Here is an 18,709-nt window from a genome sequence, read left to right as displayed (position 1 = left end):
ACGCAGTCGTCAGTTCCCCCAGGTTTCGATTCGTCCCTCGTGGACGTCCTCCACGCAGCCTTCGCAGTCCGGATGACCCTCCTCGTAGCACGCCGGTCGGTACTGCTCGTCGAGCTTCGCCGCTCGGCGCTCGGCGTAGCGGCGACAGACGATCTTCGCTCGGCCCGCCTCGTCCGACGGCAGGCCGCGAGCGTTCTTCGCCGCTTCGTACGCCTCGCGTGCCTCCGCGAGTTGATCGTTCGTCGATCCGCGAGCGCGTTCGTACTGCTCGCCCGCCTCTCGAAACCGCGAGCGCAAAAACTGCTCGAGCCGACGACGATCCGACATTACCACCCGGTTCGCCCGCGAGAACTATAGACCCGTCGCCAACAGGCGGGCCGAAATCGCGGCGATCCAGCGACTCGGGTAGCCGACCGACCGATTGAATACAGTGACCTCCCTAGATCGATCAATGCCCGAGTGCGACTACTGTGAGGCGTCGTTCGCCGACGAGGCTGCCTACCTCGAGCATCTCGCGAGCGACCACGAGGGCCAACTGGGCCGGATCGATCGGCGGCGCGTCGACGACTATCGGGGGACCGGAGACGGTGGAGGCGAGGATTCCCTCGGACTTGCGGTGTATGGATTCGGCGCGGTACTCGGTGTGCTCGTGCTGGCGCTGGTCGGCTACGTTATCATGATGGGCGTCAGTGACGACGGCGAGAGCCGCGTCCACGACCACGGCCAGCTCACCGTGGAAGTCGACGGCGAGACGTTCGATTTCGAACAACAGGCATACTACTACCAGGAACTCGGCGGGACGTTCCACTTCCACCCGGGCGACGGTAACGTCTGGCACATGCATCCCGAGCGGGTGACGCTCGAGGCGGCCATGGAGGACGTCACGATGCCGATCACCGACTCCTCGATCACGATCGAAGGCGAAACCTACGACGACGAGGACCCGGAGACGAGCGTCGATATCGCGGTCGACGGACAGGCGGTCGACCTCGACTACGAACTGCAGGACGGGGACCACATCCAGATCGTCGTCGAAACCCCGGATGGTGACGGGATCGACGCGATCAGTGACGATGGCGAGACCGACGGCGACGACGAGGAGACCGACGCCGGCGACAGCGGTGACGAGAACGCGAATTCCGACAGCGAGCCCGATGACGACTGATCACAGACTCCCCGCAGTCACCCGGTTCGACTCGGCGACGTTCACTTTCACTCCGGCCCCGATACTTTAAATACTATTGGGCGCGAACCGACGTATGCCTCCCAGTGAAACCAAAGAGGAGGCGTGACACAATGAGCGACGTACGACAGCACGCGGACGACATACACGCGCAGTTTTCAGACCACATCGACGTGAGCGTCGACGACGTCGAGGAGCGCCTGACCACGCTCGTCGACGAGTACAAGGTACCTATCGACGAGGCACGCCGAAGCGTCACCAACCACTACCTCGAGGAAGCCGGCCTCGAGCGCGAGGATATCTCGCGGGGTGGCAGCGAGGCCGCCAACGTCGAGGATGTCGACGAACCCGAGCAGTGGATCGACCTCACCGCGAAGGTCATCGAACTCTGGGATCCCCGGAGCGACTCCGTCGCGCAGGTCGGTCTACTTGGCGACCCGACGGGCACGATCAAGTTCACCAAGTGGGCCAAATCCGACCTCCCCGCACTCGAGGAAGGTGGCGTCTACGAACTCCGAAACGTCGTCACAGACGAGTACCAGGGCCGGTACTCGGTGAAACTCAACTCGACGACGGTGATCGAAGAACTCGACGAGGAGCTCGAGGTCGGCGACGACACGAGCGAAATCGAGGGCGCGCTCGTCGACATGCAAAGCGGCAGCGGTCTCATCAAGCGCTGTCCGAAAGAGGACTGCACGCGCGTCCTCCAGAACGGCCGCTGTAACGAACACGGCGAGGTCGAGGGCGAGTTCGACCTCCGAATCAAAGCGGTCGTCGACGACGGCATCGACGCACACGAGGTCATCTTCGACAAGGAGGCCACCGAGGACCTGACGGGGCTGAGCTTGGAGGAAGCCAAGGAGATGGCGATGGACGCCCTGGATACGACTATCGTCGCCGACGAGATCATGGACGACATCGTCGGGACCTACTACCGAATCGAGGGACCGACGTTCGGCCGCTACGTGCTTGCCGACGACGTCGAAGAGCTCGACGGGCCAGCCGATCCAGAACAGCTGCTGATCAAAGCGAGGTCGATGTAACATGAGCCAGGCAGAACTCACCCGCGAAGTCGCCCGCCGCGTCTTCGCCTCCGAATTCAACGACTCGACGTATTCCTTCAAAGAGAGCGACGACGAGCGCGCACCCAACTACGCGCTCCTCCCGACCGGCGACCGCGCGAACCGCGTGTTCATCGTCGGCACCCTCACCGAAACCGAAGACGTCGGCGACGACAGCGAGTACTGGCGCGGCCGCGTCGTCGATCCGACCGGGACGTTCTTCGTCTACGCCGGTCAGTACCAGCCCGAAGCCGCCGCCGTGCTGCGGGACACCGAACCGCCGGCGTACGTCGCCATCGTCGGCAAACCGCGAACCTACGAGACCGACGACGGCACCGTCAACGTCTCCGTCCGACCCGAATCTATCGCGGTCGTCGACGACGCCACCCGCGACCGCTGGGTCGTCGAAACCGCCGAACGCACCCTCGATCGCATCGAGGCGTTTGAGGAGTGGGAAGCCGAGCAAGAGGCCCCCGAGAGCGGCTCGACGGCCCCCACCAACGAGTACGCCCAGATGGCCCGCGAGCGCTATGAGTCGCCCGTCATCAACTACCGCAACGACGTAATCCAGGCCCTCGAGGGACTCGAGGGGCTGGAAGACGAGGACGAAGCCGAAGCGCCGGCCTGAAACGGTCGATCGACCCGTTCTTTCGTTCTTTTGGAGTCAATTGTCCTGCCTCAAGTGACGCTGCCAGCACAGCGGTTACCGGACTCGAGTGACAAGTAACGAGTATGAACGAGACAGACGACAGCCGTGACGACCGCGTACGGCTCGTGGGAACGAACCACGTCGCCCTCGAGGTCGGCGACATCGATGACGCGCTCGAGTTCTACCGCTCGCTGTTCGCGTTCGATCTCCGGGGCCGAAGCGACACGAAGGCGTTCATCGACATGGGAGACCAGTTCGTCGCACTCGTCCAAACCGATGCGGCCGGCCAGACGGCCGACAACGCCCGCCACTTCGGACTCGTCGTCGACGACGCGGACTGCGTCGAGCAGCGACTCGCAGAACTCGAGATCGACCGCCTCGACGTGCCGGGACTCGAGTTCCACGATCCGTGGGGAAACCGGTTCCAGATCGTCGACTACGAGGAGATCCAGTTCACGAAGGCGGACCACGTCCTCGAAGGGATGGGACTCGGCGACCTCGAGAAAAGCGAGGATGCACTGGCGGAGCTTTCGGAGAAAGGGCTCGGCCCGGATTCGACGTAGCTCGTTACGACTCGAGAGCGCGCTCGAACAGTCCGCCGATCGCGTCGAACTCGTCGTCGGTGACCTCGTGGCCCGTCTCGGGGTAGCGCCGCTCGTCGACCGTCGCGTCAGCCCGTTCAAAGATGCGAACCGTTTCGGTGACGTGATCGGGATCGACGTGGGGATCGTCCGCGCCGTAGCCGAGCAGGACCGGCGTTCCCTCGAGTGAGCCGTCCATTTCGGTCGATTCGTGGCCGTCGGTCGTTCCGGGAAGCGTACCAGAGAGGACGACGAGGCCGCCGTATCGGATCGGGTTTCGGTGGACGAACTCCGCGACGACGCAGGCGCCCTGCGAGAAGCCGCCGAGGACGGTTCGTTCGGGCGGGATACCGATCGACTGGGCCTGTTCGAGCGCGGCAGCTACGCAGTCCACGCTCGAGGAGAGCCACGGCTCGTTCTCCGCTCGCGAGACGCTCGCCGGTCGCGGATACCAGCGGCTTCGGTTGGCCTGCGGTGCGAGCACTGCGAGTCCGTGGCGATAGGTCGGCTCGAAGAGATTGGCGACGCCCTGAGCTGTCGCACCACGACCGTGGCAGACGACGAACGCGGCCTCAGCGGCCAGTGCAGGAGCACCGGCTGTGAGCAACGGCTGTCCGGCGTGGGGTCCCGAGACTGCGCTCATCGATCGATTCGCGCCGGTCATCGATCGAGGTCGGCTCCGTCTCGAGCCGTCAGTTCGGGAAGTTGACTCTCGATCAGGTCGCGGTCCGCCTCGAACCGATCGGGCAGGTACAGCGACTGGCCGGTGCCGCCCGTCTCGCCGCTGGCGGCGACGCCGTCGGTCTCGGTCGCGAGTTCGAAGAGGACGCCGCCCGGTTCGCGGACGTACAGCGAGTGGAAGAAGTGCCGGTCCTTGACCCGCGAGACGTCGTAGTCGCGGTCATCGAAGAGGTCGTGCCACTCGTAGAGGTCGTCTTCGCTGTCGACTCGGACCGCAACGTGGTGGAGCGTTCCCGGTCCCTCGCGGCCGAAGGGGGCCTCGCGGTCGAGGATGTCGATCGCCGTCGCTCGAGAGTCCGAACCTCGAGCCCCCGACGCGCGATACCGGATGCGGTTCTCGTATTCGGCCTCGTGGTCGAAGCCGAGCGTCTCGAGCGTGCTCGCCGTCGAGTAGGGGTTGACCGACAGGAGCGAGACGCCGTGGAGTCCACGAACGGCGCTGGCTTCGGGGACGGGGCCCGCCGTCCACGGCTCGATACCGGTGTCGAGGTCGGAGTCGGGATCCGATATCGGTCCGGCGACGAACTCGAGTGCCGTTCCGACGGGGTCCTCGAACTGCAGCACGCGCTCGTCGAATCGCTCGGAGGGGCCTTCGACGGTGATATCGTGGTCCTCGAGCCGTGTCTGCCAGAACTCGAGCGCGTCGTCCGGAACGACGAACGAGACCGACGCAACCTGCGGTTTTCCGCGACGACCCGGATCGGCGTGGGGGTCCGGAAACTGTGTCAGAACAGTCCCCGGCGTCCCGGCCGCGTCGCCGAAGTAGAGGTGGTGTTGCAGAATGTCCTCGTAGTTCACCGTCTGCGTGACGAGTCGCAGGCCGAGGACGCCCGCGTAGAAATCGATCGCCTCCTGGGCGTCCCCGACGATCCCCGTCACGTGGTGTAGTCCCGGCGTGTCGGTGAGCATGGGTGGCGTTCGGCCCGGAGTCGGATAGCCTGTCCGGTCATCGAGGCCTACAGGTGGCGAACGCGGCATCTCGTCTGACGAACCGTTAAGTATCAGGACCGACGAATGGATGCCAATGGGCAACAAGAACAAGACGATCTCGTTTCGCGTGAACGAGGACGCGTTCGCGGCGCTCCAGGACATCGCCGAGGAACGCGACATCTCGTTGTCCGCGGTCTTTCGGGACTACGTCGACCTGCTCGTCGAACACGACGGGCAGGTCGAGGTCGTCCCCGAGGACGAACTCGAGGCGCGAGGCGCGGCCGGGCCGGGAGGCGACGACGGCGACCGGACGTTCCCGCCGAGCGTCGAGGTCCCGAAGAGCTTCATCCGCGAGCACGAACGGCTCGAACTCGAGGCCGACCACCTCCGGGAACAGCTCGACGAGTACAAGGGCTACGTCAACGACCTGCAAGACCGACTCGAGGACGAGGAGGACGAAGTGCTGTTACTCGACGAACTGGACGAAGAAGACGAGTCCTACCAGTTGCGATAGAACGCGACAGGAGTCAGCGTTTGCGGTAGCGCGCGTGCACGGACTGCGACGTAGTGGTTCCCTGAGGATTGCGATCAGCGGGTGAGATTCTGCTTCTCCCGTCGAATCTCGTCGTACTTCTCGTCCGCGCCGTCGACTTGGGCGAGCCCCTCGGCCGCCTCGAGCGTCCGCACCGCGTTGTCGAGAAAGGAGAGCACGTCGCCGGGGTAGGCGTACACCATGTAATCGTCGGTCATCACGTCGACGATGGCGTCCGGCCCCAGCCCCTGTGCGCGCAACTCGAGGAGATACTGCAGGAACTTCCGTTCCGGGCAGCCACAGTAGGGGTTGTTGTCACAGCCGCAGTCGAGGAAGTCCTCCGTGAAATCGAGGACGCGGTCGCGGGTCGCGTCGTCGAGCTTCTCGAGTCCCTGGCCCTGGAAGAGCATGTCCAGCGTCGCACCCTTGAACGCGCCCTTCGGGATGTTCGTCTCGAGTTGGGAGCTGAGCTGGCGGTGATTCTTGACGTAGATTTTGTCGGTGATGGCCACGCGTTGGCGGTGCTAGGGCCTGTGTGCCGAAAAACGTCCCGGTCGACGCTCGCTGGGATGGCGTACAACCGCCTCGTCGGCAGTGCGTCTGGAAATCCCGCGGTACGGAGTCGCACGGGTGCGTACTCGAGTCGTAACGTATTTCAGTCCGACCGCGCGTATTTTTTCTTGCAAGCGTGTCCGGGTTGGGGTAGTGGTTATCCTTCAGCCTTGTGGAGGCTGAGACGCGGGTTCGATTCTCGCACCCGGACTTTCTGACGACGACTTCACGGAGGAGTCGAAAGTCCGATCGAAATCGAACTAGACGAGTCGCGCGCAGCGTCAGCGAGCACGTCTCGGCGTCGTTCGATTCTCGCACCCGGACCGTCTGTGACGCCATCGATCACTCCGTTCTCGATGGCTCGAAGTAGCCGTACTGCTCCGGCAAAGGACCTCGTGAGCCACAGAAATTCGTCGGGGTGGAACCGAGAATCGCAATTACTCGAGGGTAACCTACGAGCTAACGTGAACATTACCTGACAACTATGCATGCTGGCTCCGTTCGACCGCATGGGGAAGAGAAGGGATAGCAAATGAAACCGGCGTGTGACGATGGAGAACACAAGCCCGTGTGGGATCCCCAGCAAGGGGAGAGCATCTGCCAGCGGTGTGGATACCCAGCGGAACGGATTGTGAACTATCTCCACCACTCACTATACAGACAGGAGGCAGACAAGGAGACGAGAAATGACTGACGAAACGGACGACGAGCAGCACCCACCGAACGCAACCGATGAAGACGTCGCCGAGGCGATTTCGCGGTTCGAATCGGATGCGGATCGGTCAGAAGGCATTCTGGTAGCCTAAGCCTCGAGAACGTGCGTCGAGGTCGATATCACCCCTCGAGCTTGTTTTTCACTCTCGGAACTACATCGCGTCCGCGAAAAACCCACGCAACCGCTCTACGAAGTACGCCGGCCGTTCCTCCGGAATCCAGTGGCCGGCTCGCTCGAGCACTTCCCCCTCCACGTTCGTCGCAACGGCCTCCATATCGCGAATCGGTAGCTCGCGAAACGACTCGGCACCGCCCAGAGCGAGGACCGGAATCTCGAGCGGCGCCTCGGCGTGACTTTCGTTGTTCGCGGCATCGTCGTCGTAGGCCCGGTAGTACTCGAAACCGCCCCGCAGCCCGCCGGCCTGCGAGTAACAGCGGACGTACTCGTCGCGAGCGTCGTCACTGATCGCCGAGGGGTCGTAGGCCCCCTCCGTGTAGAACCACGAGAGGTAGAGCCGTTCCCGACCGGCGACCAGCCGCTCCGGCAGATCCGGAACGGTGTGAAAGCGCGTGTGCCAGAGCTTTCGCTTCCCGTCCTCGTTGATCCCCGGGAGTCCGGCCTCGAGCACGCAGAGTGCGGCGACTTCGTCGCGGTACTGGGCGGCGTACGCGTAGGCCGTCGGCATCCCCCAGTCGTGACCGACGAGCGCGATTGAATCGTCACCGAAGCCGAGGTGGTGGACGAGTTCGCGGACGTCGGTCGCGACGGTGTCCTTGTCGTAGCCCGCACGGGGCGTCTCGGAGTCGCCCATCCCGCGAAGGTCCGGCGCGATGACGGTGTAGTCGGCCGCAAGGGCGGGAATTACCTCGCGCCACTCGTACCAGGTCTGGGGCCAGCCGTGACAGAGGACCAGCGGCGGCCCGTTGCCGGCCGTTACGTAGTGGAGTTTGGTGTCGTTGACGCGAGCCAGTCCGTGCTCGAGGTCGTCCAACTCGTCGATATCGGCCGTGGTTCCCATGCGCTACCCGTTCGCACACAGTCAGTTTACTCTTCGGTTGCTGACAAGCGAACTGCACGATTGGGACTACTCGAACGTCGATCGCGGGACCGACAAGCCAATACCCACCCGCGCGTACGATCGGTCGATGTCCGACTCGGACGGTCCCTTCGACTGTGAGGGCTGTGGTGCCGCGATAGCACTCGAGGACGCCCGCCGCACGAAAACGATTGGGGGTCTCGACCCCACGAAGTGGCAGACGCTCTGCTGTCCGGACTGTGGCTCGCGGCTGCAAACGGTCTACGTCGGCGAGTGATCCCCGTCTCTCACTCCGACGCGTCGGTCAGCCGTTGAATCTCGTCCTCCGAAAGCGACAGCTTCGAGGCGGCGACGTTCGACTCGAGGTGGTCCGGATCCGACGTGCCCGGAATCGGGAGGATCACGTCGGAGCGCTCGAGCAGCCACGCCAGGGCGACCTGCCGCCGCGTCGCGTCGTGTTCCTCGGCGAGTCCGTCGAGCAGGTGGCCGTGTTCCTCGAGATCGTCGCCGTCGATCGGTGCCCACGGAATGAACCCGATCTCGTTCTCCGCACAGACCTCGAGCACGTCGGCGTTCGAGCGGTCGTCCAGATTGAACCGGTTCTGGACCGTCGCGACGTCGACGTGTTCGCGGGCGGTCTCGAGTTGCTCGACGGAGACGTTGCTGACGCCGACCTGGTCGACGAGTCCGTCGTCCTGCAGTTCCGCGAACGTCTGCACGGAGTCCTCGTAGGGCGTGTCCGGATCTGGACGGTGGAACTGGTAGAGATCGATGGTGTCGGTCCGCAGTCGATCGAGGGAGGCGAGCACCTGATTGTGGATGTAGTCCGGGTCGCCGTGGGCGAGCCACTCTCCGTCGCGATTGCGAAGGAGACCGGCCTTGGTTGCGACCAGCACGTCGTCTGGATCGCCGAGCGTCTCGCCGATGAGGCGTTCGCTGACGCCGGGGCCGTAGGAATCCGCCGTGTCTACGAAGTCGATGCCACAGTCAACCGCGCGCTCGAGGACCTCACGTGCCGTCTCATCATCCTCGGGTGGACCGATGATCGCCTCGCCACAGAGGCGCATGGCCCCGAAGCCGAGTCGGTGGATAGTCGTGTCGCCGATCTCGAACGTGTCGCTCTCGTTGCTGGTCGTCTCGCTGCTCACGGACGGAGCAACAGGAACGAGACGGATAATCGTTCGCCGCTCAGTTGCCACGACTGTGACGCCTCCCGTGGGCCCGTTGGATCAGTCGTTGTTCTCGGTGTTGTTTTCGGCTGGGCCGCTCGAGTCGTCGCTCTCGGACGGCTCGCTCGGGAATACGCGCTGCAGTCAACATTCGCAGAAAGGTAACTCAGAATCCTCCTACGGGGGATATGAGTAACGGTCGTTTGGCACGGCCAGTAGCCTACCTGTTCAATCAAACCTCGGGGCGTTTCGTACCGAGCGAACAGGCAGGTTGCAAACCGTAATATCCCAACGCTGAGCAAATCGGAGATTTGCGAGGTACGCGAATCTACGATTCGCTTGACTCGAGAATCCTCGCGCTTTAGCGCGGGGAGGATGTCAAGAATGTATCTCGGAACGACACGATAGGGGACGTGTTCGACGCTCCGTCCGGGAGATGTGCGTGTTTGGACCCGACGGCCGCCGTTTCGAATCGACCCCAGTCGCTGCTCCGCTGGAAGTGACTATATGGCCCTCGAGCGAAACGCCACGGTATGGCACGAATCAGCTACGTCGATCCGGCGGACCTGCCGGCCGAGAAACGAGAGTTGCTCGATACCCTCTCCGACGCGGACGTAGACGACGCGGACCGCGGCCACTCGTTGACAGGCGGCACCCTGAACGTCTACCGGACGCTCGGGCGGAACGTCGCATTGCTCGAGGGGTTCCGAGCCTACGGCTCCGTCGTGTGGAACCACAGCGGTCTCTCGCCGCACGAACGGGAGCTCGTCATCCTCACGACCTCCTACTACGCGGAGACGGCCTACGAGTGGCACCAGCACGTTCGCGTCGCCCTCGACGAAGGGATGGAGCCGGAGCAACTTCTCGCCATCTCGCGCGAGGAACCCGACCGCCTCGCGGACGAGCACGCGGCCCTCGTCGCGTACGTCGAGGAATTCGTCGAAGGCGAGGTGGAGGACGACACCCACGAGCGTCTCGCTGCCCACTACGACGAAGCCGTCATCCTCGGCGTCGGGATGCTTTCGGGCTGCTATCTGGGGCTGGCGCGAGTACTGCAGGGATTGCAGGTGGACCTCGAGGACGAGTTCGTCGGGTGGGACCTCGAGAATCTGTGAGTGAGGTCGGTCGGGAGACGTTTCCGACCGGCTTCGGTCGGACTGAGACTGGATCGGTTCGGACTCACGGTTCGATATCGGACGACCGACCGATCGCTATCAGATCGAAACCGTCCTTGGGCACCGAATGCCGTCTCGTAGTCGTCATCTGTGCTCGAGAGGACTCCTCGGGACGCAGATTGTGAACTACGTTAAGACGCTCCTCATCACCGTGTTTGTAAGGGCCGCGACGTGTTCAGCTCAAATTCGCTCCGGTGGAGTTCTGCTGCTCGCGGTATTGTTCGCGGAAAAAATGCCACCCCTCGGGTTTGGCGGGGACAGCGCGAGACTATCGTGAGGTGGCGGAGTCGTCACTCAGTGCTGGTGGCTATGCGAGTGGCCGTGGTCTTCCGGGGGTGACAGCGCCCGCTCGCACCGGACGTTCGTGTAGTGCGATTGGAACAGTTCTACGAACTCCTCGTCGGGATCGAACTGGATACCACAGGACCATACTGGTAAGTGGGGTGGGAACAGAAACAAACAGACGATGAAGCGACAAGCCGTCGTTGCGGTGGCGATCTCACTTCTCTTGCTCGTCTTATTCGTCCTCACAGTCGGCTGGAAGGAGGTACTCGCAGCAATCGGCCGAGCGAACGTTCGACTCTACATGCTGGCGTTTGTGGCGACGCTGTGTTGTCTGCTCTGTCGAACCCTGGTCTGGCATCGACTGCTCTCGATCGTCGACAAACCACGACCGTACTGGCTCGTCGGTGGCCTGTTCCTGACCGCGATGTTCGCAAAGTACGTGACGCCGTACGGACAAGTGACCTCTGGCGTCGGTATCGCCGCCGTCGTCAGCCGATACTACGATTCGGCCTACGAAGAAGCCCTCGCCGCCGTCGTCGGTGCAGACTTCCTCAACTACGTTCCCTACTACACGTTCGGATCGATCGGGTTCGCGTTCGTCCTGCTGGTGTACTCGCCACCGATCGATCTCAGCCAGTACGCACCTATGGCAGCCGTGATCATCGTTGCTGTCCTCCTGTTCACCGCCACCGTATGGCTGCGTCACGAACTGGTACTCGAGGCGTTTTTGCGACTCGCGACCGGGCTTCGACGCGTCCTCGAGCGTATCGCACCCGACAAAGCTGACCATTTCCGTCGTGAGAACGTCGTCACCCGGTTCGAAGGGTTCTATACGACCCTCAATCTCGTCTCCCGTGATCGACGCGCAATGAGCATCGCACTCGTCTATGCCCACGTCGCATGGCTCGCGTTCGCAGCGGCCCTCTACATCTCGGCCGCCGCAGTCGGCACATCGATCCCCTTCGGTGTTGCGATGGCAGCCGTTGCAATCAGTAAAGTCGGGTTCGTGGTTCCGACTCCGGGCGGACTGGGTGGCGTCGAGGCGGCACTGGCGGGAGCACTATTGTTGCTCTTCCCCATGAACAGCGCGGTCGCACTCGCTATCGCGCTCCTGTATCGCTTCGCAACCTACTGGTTCACGATTCTCCTCAGTGGACTCGCCTCCATCGCACTGACGCTCAAAGATCCGCTCCCACCCGAAGCGAGCTAACTCTGGAGACGACGGGTCGCGCGTGATCGGTTGGTTGCTCGGCCTGCGGACGACGCTCGTGCCGACAGTTGCAAGTCATCGCTAGACCGGCCGCACGCACTCACGGTCGTCGGAACCGATGGACAGCAGTCCGCCTCAATCGCCGCGTTGTGATGTCTCGACGTCAATCGTACGGTTGCTAAAGGGAAGCTGTGACTGCAATCGTCTGACGAGTGGTCGATCCTCGATCGTAATCGCGACCCACGGAAGCAACAACACCGCAGCAGTGAGCACTGCATATCCAACGATTTCCCCGAAGAACACCACTGGCGTAAACGCTCCGCCGGAAGCCGTCACGCCAAACAGTAACGAGACGAGACGAAGCGCCGCGATACCGACGAGAGTGATGGACCCGAGTACGAAGACTGCAGCCCCGCTTCGGGTGGTCGGTCGGCCGTCGATATAGTGCCAGCCGACTAATCCGCCGATCGACGCGCCCAGTGTCAACGTCAAGAAGACACTGGAACCAAGCAGTGCTGCGACACCAGCGATGACGATCGCGAGTGCAAACATCGACCCGGGCTCGAACAACCCTTCGTCGCGTGTCCAGACGCCGATGGCAACCAGCCCGAGTCCGAGTGCAACGCCGACGACGACGTCACCGAGATAGTGAACGCCCATCACGATCCGTGAAAACGCGACGATCGCGATCACGCTCCCGGCCAGCAGATAGCGACGAAGGCGGGTGCTCCACTCCATCGTCACCGCGAGCGCCCCGTAAAACGCTGCACTGCCCATCGCATGGGCACTCGGGAACGAATACCCGGGGTACCCCTCCGGTGTAAACGCCAACGCCGGACGGGGCAACTGAACGACACCTTTCAGTCCAGCCGACAGGGCCAGCGCGGCGACGCCGACGGCGATCACGAACACTCGGTCCCGACGGCTCTCGAGCGCACCGAACCAGTAAATGAGCACACCCAGGACGAGCAACAACGCGCCGTCACCGAGATGTGTGAGCGCAGCAAACACGGAGGCGAGTGGCTCGACGAGCTCACGAACCCACTCGTTGGTCGACGGATCCCAAAGAAAGACAGATCCTTTCACAGCACGGATACAGGAGGACACACGGTCAAAAGCATATCGGGTTCGAACGTTCTCGAGGGCGACGACGCGGTCAGCACTATCGGTGACGACCTCGCGGATAGCGAGCTACAGCGAGTGCTCCACCCACCACCAGACGTCTAACGTATCTTGAGACATTTGCACAGTGGGTATGATGCAGCCCCGGATTTGAACCACGCGAACACGGTCGCTCGCTTCGCTCGCGCTGCGAGTTCTCTAGTTCAAATCCGCTCGGGTCGCACACCCGCGGCTCACGAAGTTGTTCGCCGCGAGAAGTGCCGCCTCCCGGATTTGAACCGGAGGAAGACATTCCGGGGTGCTCACTACGCTGCGCTCCCGGGCTGTGACTTCCAGGGTTCAAACCGGTCGGTTGGATACTTTCCGCTCGGCGAATTGCCTCGCGGAAAAGTATGCCGCCTCCCGGATTTGAACCGGGGACAGCTCGATCTTCAGTCGAGTGCTCTCCCAGTCTGAGCTAAGGCGGCTCACTCACACATCCGTCGATGGTATAAAAAAGGATTTCGAATCGAGGCTGCCGTTCGTGTGAGTGTCACCCACGGTAAATTCACCAGGCAGTAATTCCCGGTAGGAACACGTATTGCACAATAACGGGGAGGATACGGTCACGTTTATGACTCATTGACTCGTGTCTGTTGGATTTCGGGATATTCAAGACACCCTTTTCCGGGCTGGCGAGTAATATCGTGTTATGGAAGCACTTACCTCGAGTCAGGAGGATCAAGAACTCTCTGCCGACACCATCCTCGAGTTGCTTGCTAACCGTCGCCGCCGATACCTCCTCTACGCGCTGCGCGGACAAGACGGCCCGATCGAGCTGTCGACGCTCGCCGAACAGGTCGCGGGCTGGGAACACGATGTCCCACCGGACGAGGTCGCCAAAAACGAGTACAAGAGCGTCTACGTCTCATCGGTGCAGTGTCACGTCCCGAAACTGGCCGATGCGGGTGTCGTCGACCACGACGAGGACAACCACACCGTCGTCCTCTCGGAGAACTTCACTCAACTCGAGCCGTACCTCCGCGTCGTCGTCAAGGACGAGCCGGAGAACTCGACGCTCCACGCGGCCCTCACGCAGGAGTCCGGAGACGGCCTGCTGGGACAGATTCGAGAGAACGTCGCCCGACTCAAACACTAAGGCGTCGCGTACGGTTGGACAGCGACGAGCAACAACAGTTCGACTCGAGGCACGAGGACCTGCTTTTTGACGCGAAACGAGAGCGTCGATACTGTTTGAGTCAGCAGCCACGACTGCCGTCGCGATCGGTATCCACCACTGGGAGCGATTCCTGCGGATCGGAAGCGTCCGCTGTAAGCGTATCCTCGAGTTACCGCACTCGAACGGAGCGATTTGCGTCAGTAATCCCCAATTCTCGACGTTAAGTGGAAGGTAATGGAAAACGGAGGTGTGAGCGGGAGCGATGGCGGTGGGCAATCGGTCTCGACGACCGTCGACGACCACCCTCGAAACGTTCGTAGGTGCCGGAAGTAATAGTTCGAGCGACAATCACGGACCCATTACTGACATTGCGAAGCCACATAGCCTCGTAAAATGGCTCGAGATCCCGGCATGTGGGAACTACTCGGACGTGCAGCCTCGACGGCGCGATCGGAGGGGCCACGCGAACTGTACCGTCGAAGCGTCCCGGTGTACAGACGACGACGGGATCGGCTCTGTCGGCGACTATTGTCTCGATCGGGGGGCATTCCGGCCGGCCGGACGTATCTCCGGGCGCGACGCCGAGTACATCCCGGGTCGGTCACGGACGCGGATCCGTTCGTCCGGCTGTGGATCGACCCGGACCGAATCGATCGACAGGTCCGAACGCCGTCGAAACGCTGGGGGCGAGTCGACGGTGGCGACTGGGATCGGGACACGGTCCCGTTCGGAGAGACGGCCGCCTACAGCAGCGTCGAGGCACACTTCAATCGGGGCGTTCCCTGGCGGGAGACGGCCGAGTTCGAGCAGTACCGCGATCGATTCGCGGCCGGCGAACAGCCAAAGGGCTGTGCGACCGCCGACGAACTCGAGACACGATTCCAGAAGCTCGACGCGATCTACGAGCGAATCGCGACTGACGGCTACCGCTCGCAGCCGGAACTCTGGGCCGAGCGGCCCGACTACCAGCAGGACATCTTCTACAAGTGGGATCGGACGCTCGATCCACGGCTCGACGAGATCACGGTGAGCATCGGCAGGGACGGTGCGGTGTTGCACGGCGACCGCGGCGATCACCGACTGGCGATCGCCAGACTCCTCGATCTCGAGGAGATTCCCGTACTGGTCCGTCGCCGACACGCACGCTGGCAGTCGATCCGCGATGAACTCTCGACTGCGACGCGACGATCGGCGCTGACCAATCGGGCGCGAGCGAACCTCGAGCATCCTGACGTGCGCGAGTTGCACGGGTTCGATCCCTCGAACGACGGCAGCGGGACCGCAACAACGGTCCCGAGCAGTTGAGCAGCGGTGATTGTCCCGCAGCCGTTCCCTTCCGACCCAGTTATCGATGATTGACGGCGGTAAATCGAGCGGTATGGGACACATGGTCGTCGTTCAGCCGCGCCTAACTAACCCCATTCATCGCGTCGTGGCGGGTACGAAATATGCTCGAGAACCGAGACGACGACGCGTTTAGGCCGGCCCCCGCCGACGCGGAGTGGGACCCGCAGTCGATGTCCGGCGTCGTCGGCGTGCGAATCGCGACGACGGACGACGATCGGCCGTCGTCTACGGAGTGGATCTGGTCCTCGCGGTGGCTGGACCTCGTCGCCAAGCGTTAGCCGTTTCGGGTGGCAGTCGCGACGGCGTAGCTCGAGCGCCGCTCGAGTCCGCGGGCACTCTCGATCTCGACGAGCGTTCGTTTTCTGAGTGAGTAGTTCGTGAGCGGGTGACGCGTCCACTCAGCCGTCGGTCTCGGCCAGATCACGAAGATCGGGATGGTCGGGTGCGATTCCTGATCGGGCGCAGCCGTCTCGGTAGACCATCCAGTCTCGGTGGCGAACGAGGACGCCGACGGGGATCGACTCGAGGCCGAGCAGTTTCGCGATGGCCAATCGATGACGACCGTTGACGAAGAGCAGGTCGCCGTCGCGGCCGATGTCGACGAGCACTTCTTCGGTGACGCCGAGCAGGGAACCGTAGCCGAGGTCTCGCTGGGACTGGTAGCCGTCGCGTTCGATCCGCTCGTAGAGCGAATCGATCGCCGCACACCGGTCCAGAACGTCCTCGCGCGAGGTCAGACTCCGCCAGGACGGTTCGCCGGCGTCCGCCAGTTCGAGACAGCGCTCGACGAACGGAGTCTCCGTCCAGTCGAGGCCGTCCTGGAAGTGTGCACGCATCGACTCGAAGAAGACGCTCTCGGAGAACCGATCAGCTCGGTACAGGTCGTATCGCTCCCGATAGTCGTCGTCGACGATCTCCACGTCGTCGGTGCGGTCCCAATTGCCGTCGCGAACGGTCCCCAACTGTGCCTCCTTCTCGTGGTAGGGCGGATAGGGACGGCCGGTAAACGATCGAACGTCGGCCGGATCGACCGTCAACGTCGCGAACGGATCCGGCGGGTGATCGAACGGACCGAAGTCGTCGTCGACCGTTCGGCGAATGTACGCGTTCTTGACCGACGACGGGACGGCGAACGGCAGATCGGCGTAGACGCGCTCTATGGTCCGAGCCGGCAGCGACGACCGATCGGGCAGTGACATACGGCGGGAAACGCCCCGCCGGCGCAAAAGATGGCAGAATCGTTCACGGTCCATAGTCGAATACTACCATCGGGCGTGAACACTCTCTGAGTCGATAACGTTCCCATAACAATACCGTCTCGAGCAGTAATCCGAATCGAATTCATGTCTACCGAGGATCTCACACGCCGCGAGAAGCTCCGGGGGTTGTACCTCGTTGCGACCTATCGCCCGGCACTCACGGTCTTCCTCATCGTCTTCAGCGGGATCGTCGCCATACTCGAGGGCGTCGGGGTGAGTTTCATCATCCCGATCATCGAGATGGCACAGGGATCGGGCGAGGCGGCCGCGGACGACGAACTCGTCGGCGTCTTCCTGACCGCGTTCGAGTTCGTTGGAATCCCGTTCACGCTGGGGTACATCGTGCTGACCGTCAGCGCGGTGATCACCGTCCGGTATCTCGCGTCGTTCGCCGTCGGCTGGATGCGCGTCTGGCTGCGGACCCACTACGTCCGCGACCTCCAGTCCCAGGCCTTCCGGAGCGCGCTCGACGCTCGAGTCGCCTACTTCGACAAAGAGGGCTCCGACGACGTTCTCAACGCGATCGTGACGCAGGCGGAGTACGCCGGAAAGGTGATCCGGGACTTCGTTCGCTTCTTCGAACAGGTGCTCCTGATCGGGATGTACCTCGCCATCGCCTTCTACATCTCGCCGCTCATGACGGTCGTCGCCGGGGTCGCCATCGTCTCCCTGACCTTCCTCGTTCGACACGTGCTCGAGGGCGGCTACGACGTCGGCGATCAGGTGGCTGACGCGAACGAGGGGATCCAACAGAGCGTCCAGACGGGGACCCAGGGGATCCGGGACGTGAAGCTCATCGGGAAACACGACGAGATCTACGACACGTTCTCCACCCACCTCGAGCGCTTTACTACCTCGTCGATCAAACTCGGCCGCAACGAGGCCGCGATCGGTTGTGCGTACAACCTCGGAATCGCCGTCATGGTCTTTGGCCTGATCTACGTCTCTATCACGTTCGCGGACATGTCGCTGGGCGCGCTGGCCGCGTTCCTGTTCATCATGTTCCAGCTCGGGCCGCGGGTCAGCAACGCAAACGAGTACTTCTACAAGGTCGAAGGCCGCCTCCCCCACCTCGTCCGAACGCAGCAGTTCATCGAGGAACTCGAGGCGAACCGGGACCACGAGGGCGGCGACTGTCCGGTTCCGGAGAGGCCGACGCCGCTGGCGTTCGAGGACGTCTCGTTCTCCTACGAACCCGACGAGCCGGTGTTGGACGACCTCTCCTTCCGCGTCGACGACGGCGAGTTCGTCGCGTTCGTCGGCCAGTCTGGGGAGGGGAAATCGACCATCGCCGCGCTGGTCGCTCGCCTCTACGAACCCGACAGCGGCGAGATCACCGCCAACGGCGACTCGATCGACGAGTTCGACACCGACGAGTGGCGCTCGCGACTCGCGTTCGTGCGCCAGGACCCGTATATCTTCAACACGACGCTCCTCGAGAACGTCACGGCCGGGAACAGCGAGGCCACCCGGGCAGAGGTCGAAGAGGCCTGCGAGATCGCCCAGGTCACCGAGTTCCTCGACGAACTGCCCGAGGGCTACGACACCGAACTCGGCGACGACGGGGTCCGACTCTCCGGCGGCCAGCGTCAGCGCGTCGCCCTCGCCCGCGCCCTGCTCGAGGACGCCGACATCCTCGTGTTAGACGAGGCGACGAGCGACCTCGACGCCAACATCGAACGCCGGGTCCAGGACGGCATCGAATCGATGTCCCAGGAGTACACGATCCTCGCCATCGCCCACCGCCTCTCGACGGTTCGGGACGCGGATCGGATCTACACGCTCGAGGACGGCACCATCGCCGAACGCGGTGAGCACGGACAGTTGCTCGAGCTGGACGGGGCGTACGCGGAGCTGTACTCGGCGCAGTGATTGCTCCGCGCAGTGAAGCGGGCTCAAGTGCTGCGAGTTGCGGACGCTCGAGGTGGGGGTTGTCAATTCGTCTCGAATTACATCGGACGGGAGGATCGGTTTCGGGGACCTATCGCGACGGGGTAGCGGAA

20 protein-coding genes, 2 tRNA genes and 1 pseudogene are annotated in these 18,709 nt (G+C 62.9%); 14 read left to right on the top strand and 9 right to left on the bottom strand.

The genetic code is table 11. The annotated features are described in order from the left end of the window. Positions 1-9: 9 nt before the first annotated feature. Positions 10-327: a DUF7091 family protein gene (locus NATTI_RS0110300; RefSeq protein WP_006087806.1), complete on the bottom strand. Its 318-nt coding sequence runs from the start codon at positions 325-327 to the stop codon at positions 10-12. Positions 328-451: 124 nt separating this feature from the next. Here NATTI_RS0110300 and NATTI_RS0110295 point away from each other — a divergent pair, with 124 nt between their 5' ends. From NATTI_RS0110295 to NATTI_RS0110280, 4 genes are all read left to right on the top strand, one after another. After that, positions 452-1,165, top strand: a complete 714-nt coding sequence (locus NATTI_RS0110295) for a ubiquitin family protein (protein WP_006087805.1) — start codon at positions 452-454, stop codon at positions 1,163-1,165. Between the two features lie 131 nt (positions 1,166-1,296). Continuing rightward, positions 1,297-2,226: a hypothetical protein gene (locus NATTI_RS0110290; protein WP_006087804.1), complete on the top strand. Its 930-nt coding sequence runs from the start codon at positions 1,297-1,299 to the stop codon at positions 2,224-2,226. 1 nt (position 2,227) lies between these two features. Further along, positions 2,228-2,872, top strand: coding sequence for an RPA family protein (locus NATTI_RS0110285; RefSeq protein ID WP_006087803.1), 645 nt, complete (start codon positions 2,228-2,230; stop codon positions 2,870-2,872). Between the two features lie 104 nt (positions 2,873-2,976). Then, positions 2,977-3,456, top strand: coding sequence for a VOC family protein (locus NATTI_RS0110280; protein WP_006087802.1), 480 nt, complete (start codon positions 2,977-2,979; stop codon positions 3,454-3,456). A 4-nt stretch (positions 3,457-3,460) separates the two neighbouring features. Here NATTI_RS0110280 and NATTI_RS0110275 read toward each other — a convergent pair whose 3' ends face one another. Both NATTI_RS0110275 and NATTI_RS0110270 read right to left on the bottom strand, forming a co-directional pair. Next, positions 3,461-4,138 (bottom strand): alpha/beta hydrolase, encoded by a 678-nt coding sequence (locus NATTI_RS0110275; RefSeq protein ID WP_006087801.1) that lies wholly within the window; start codon positions 4,136-4,138, stop codon positions 3,461-3,463. After that, a complete protein-coding gene (locus NATTI_RS0110270; protein ID WP_006087800.1) occupies positions 4,135-5,124 on the bottom strand; it encodes a VOC family protein in 990 nt (329 codons plus the stop codon). Before NATTI_RS0110270 ends, NATTI_RS0110275 begins: the two co-directional genes overlap by 4 nt. A 115-nt stretch (positions 5,125-5,239) precedes the next feature. On the opposite strand from NATTI_RS0110270, the gene NATTI_RS0110265 reads away from it, so the two are divergent. Next, positions 5,240-5,659 carry a hypothetical protein gene (locus NATTI_RS0110265; protein WP_006087799.1) on the top strand — a complete coding sequence of 140 codons (420 nt, stop codon included), beginning with the start codon at positions 5,240-5,242 and terminating at the stop codon, positions 5,657-5,659. A 74-nt stretch (positions 5,660-5,733) separates the two neighbouring features. On the opposite strand, the gene NATTI_RS0110260 is transcribed toward NATTI_RS0110265, so the two are convergent. Next, complete coding sequence (locus NATTI_RS0110260; protein ID WP_006087798.1) at positions 5,734-6,189, bottom strand: DUF5814 domain-containing protein; 456 nt, start codon at positions 6,187-6,189, stop codon at positions 5,734-5,736. Positions 6,190-6,368: 179 nt separating this feature from the next. On the opposite strand from NATTI_RS0110260, the gene NATTI_RS0110255 reads away from it, so the two are divergent. After that, positions 6,369-6,440, top strand: a tRNA-His gene (locus NATTI_RS0110255). Between the two features lie 655 nt (positions 6,441-7,095). Here NATTI_RS0110255 and NATTI_RS0110245 read toward each other — a convergent pair. Further along, positions 7,096-7,962 carry an alpha/beta fold hydrolase gene (locus tag NATTI_RS0110245; RefSeq protein ID WP_006087797.1) on the bottom strand — a complete coding sequence of 289 codons (867 nt, stop codon included), beginning with the start codon at positions 7,960-7,962 and terminating at the stop codon, positions 7,096-7,098. A 127-nt stretch (positions 7,963-8,089) separates the two neighbouring features. On the opposite strand from NATTI_RS0110245, the gene NATTI_RS26775 reads away from it, so the two are divergent. Further along, positions 8,090-8,257 carry a hypothetical protein gene (locus tag NATTI_RS26775; RefSeq protein WP_193787772.1) on the top strand — a complete coding sequence of 56 codons (168 nt, stop codon included), beginning with the start codon at positions 8,090-8,092 and terminating at the stop codon, positions 8,255-8,257. 10 nt (positions 8,258-8,267) lie between these two features. Here NATTI_RS26775 and NATTI_RS0110235 read toward each other — a convergent pair whose 3' ends face one another. Beyond that, a complete protein-coding gene (locus tag NATTI_RS0110235) occupies positions 8,268-9,128 on the bottom strand; it encodes an aldo/keto reductase (RefSeq protein ID WP_006087795.1) in 861 nt (286 codons plus the stop codon). Between the two features lie 158 nt (positions 9,129-9,286). Between NATTI_RS0110235 and NATTI_RS26950 the strand changes: the two are divergent. The 3 genes and pseudogenes from NATTI_RS26950 to NATTI_RS0110225 all read left to right on the top strand — a co-directional run. After that, positions 9,287-9,433 (top strand): annotated as a pseudogene (locus NATTI_RS26950) (RNA-guided endonuclease TnpB family protein); the annotation flags it as partial. A 249-nt stretch (positions 9,434-9,682) separates the two neighbouring features. After that, positions 9,683-10,264 carry a carboxymuconolactone decarboxylase family protein gene (locus tag NATTI_RS0110230; RefSeq protein ID WP_006087794.1) on the top strand — a complete coding sequence of 194 codons (582 nt, stop codon included), beginning with the start codon at positions 9,683-9,685 and terminating at the stop codon, positions 10,262-10,264. Positions 10,265-10,790: 526 nt separating this feature from the next. After that, positions 10,791-11,819, top strand: a complete 1,029-nt coding sequence (locus tag NATTI_RS0110225; protein WP_006087793.1) for a lysylphosphatidylglycerol synthase transmembrane domain-containing protein — start codon at positions 10,791-10,793, stop codon at positions 11,817-11,819. A 135-nt stretch (positions 11,820-11,954) separates the two neighbouring features. Here the strand turns inward: NATTI_RS0110225 and NATTI_RS0110220 are convergent, their stop codons facing one another. Together NATTI_RS0110220 and NATTI_RS0110210 are read right to left on the bottom strand one after the other, a co-directional pair. After that, positions 11,955-12,905: a phosphatase PAP2 family protein gene (locus tag NATTI_RS0110220; protein ID WP_241434242.1), complete on the bottom strand. Its 951-nt coding sequence runs from the start codon at positions 12,903-12,905 to the stop codon at positions 11,955-11,957. A gap of 429 nt (positions 12,906-13,334) precedes the next feature. Then, a tRNA-Phe gene (locus tag NATTI_RS0110210) sits at positions 13,335-13,408 on the bottom strand. A gap of 224 nt (positions 13,409-13,632) precedes the next feature. Here NATTI_RS0110210 and NATTI_RS0110205 point away from each other — a divergent pair. The 3 genes from NATTI_RS0110205 (at position 13,633) to NATTI_RS26520 (ending at position 15,725) form a co-directional block, all read left to right on the top strand. After that, entirely contained in the window at positions 13,633-14,079 is a 447-nt protein-coding gene (locus tag NATTI_RS0110205) for a DUF7344 domain-containing protein (RefSeq protein WP_006087790.1), read from the top strand. A 414-nt stretch (positions 14,080-14,493) separates the two neighbouring features. Further along, a complete protein-coding gene (locus NATTI_RS0110200) occupies positions 14,494-15,405 on the top strand; it encodes a hypothetical protein (RefSeq protein ID WP_006087789.1) in 912 nt (303 codons plus the stop codon). Positions 15,406-15,548: 143 nt separating this feature from the next. Next, a complete protein-coding gene (locus NATTI_RS26520) occupies positions 15,549-15,725 on the top strand; it encodes a hypothetical protein (protein ID WP_006087788.1) in 177 nt (58 codons plus the stop codon). 120 nt (positions 15,726-15,845) lie between these two features. Here the strand turns inward: NATTI_RS26520 and NATTI_RS0110185 are convergent, their stop codons facing one another. Then, positions 15,846-16,646, bottom strand: coding sequence for a hypothetical protein (locus NATTI_RS0110185; RefSeq protein WP_006087787.1), 801 nt, complete (start codon positions 16,644-16,646; stop codon positions 15,846-15,848). 144 nt (positions 16,647-16,790) lie between these two features. On the opposite strand from NATTI_RS0110185, the gene NATTI_RS0110180 reads away from it, so the two are divergent. Next, complete coding sequence (locus NATTI_RS0110180; RefSeq protein WP_006087786.1) at positions 16,791-18,578, top strand: ABC transporter ATP-binding protein; 1,788 nt, start codon at positions 16,791-16,793, stop codon at positions 18,576-18,578. Positions 18,579-18,709 lie beyond the last annotated feature (131 nt).

The organism is Natronorubrum tibetense GA33, from assembly GCF_000383975.1.
Taxonomy (GTDB): domain Archaea; phylum Halobacteriota; class Halobacteria; order Halobacteriales; family Natrialbaceae; genus Natronorubrum; species Natronorubrum tibetense.
Note: the sequence above shows the minus strand (reverse complement) of the source record. Positions and strands in the feature narration are given on the sequence as shown.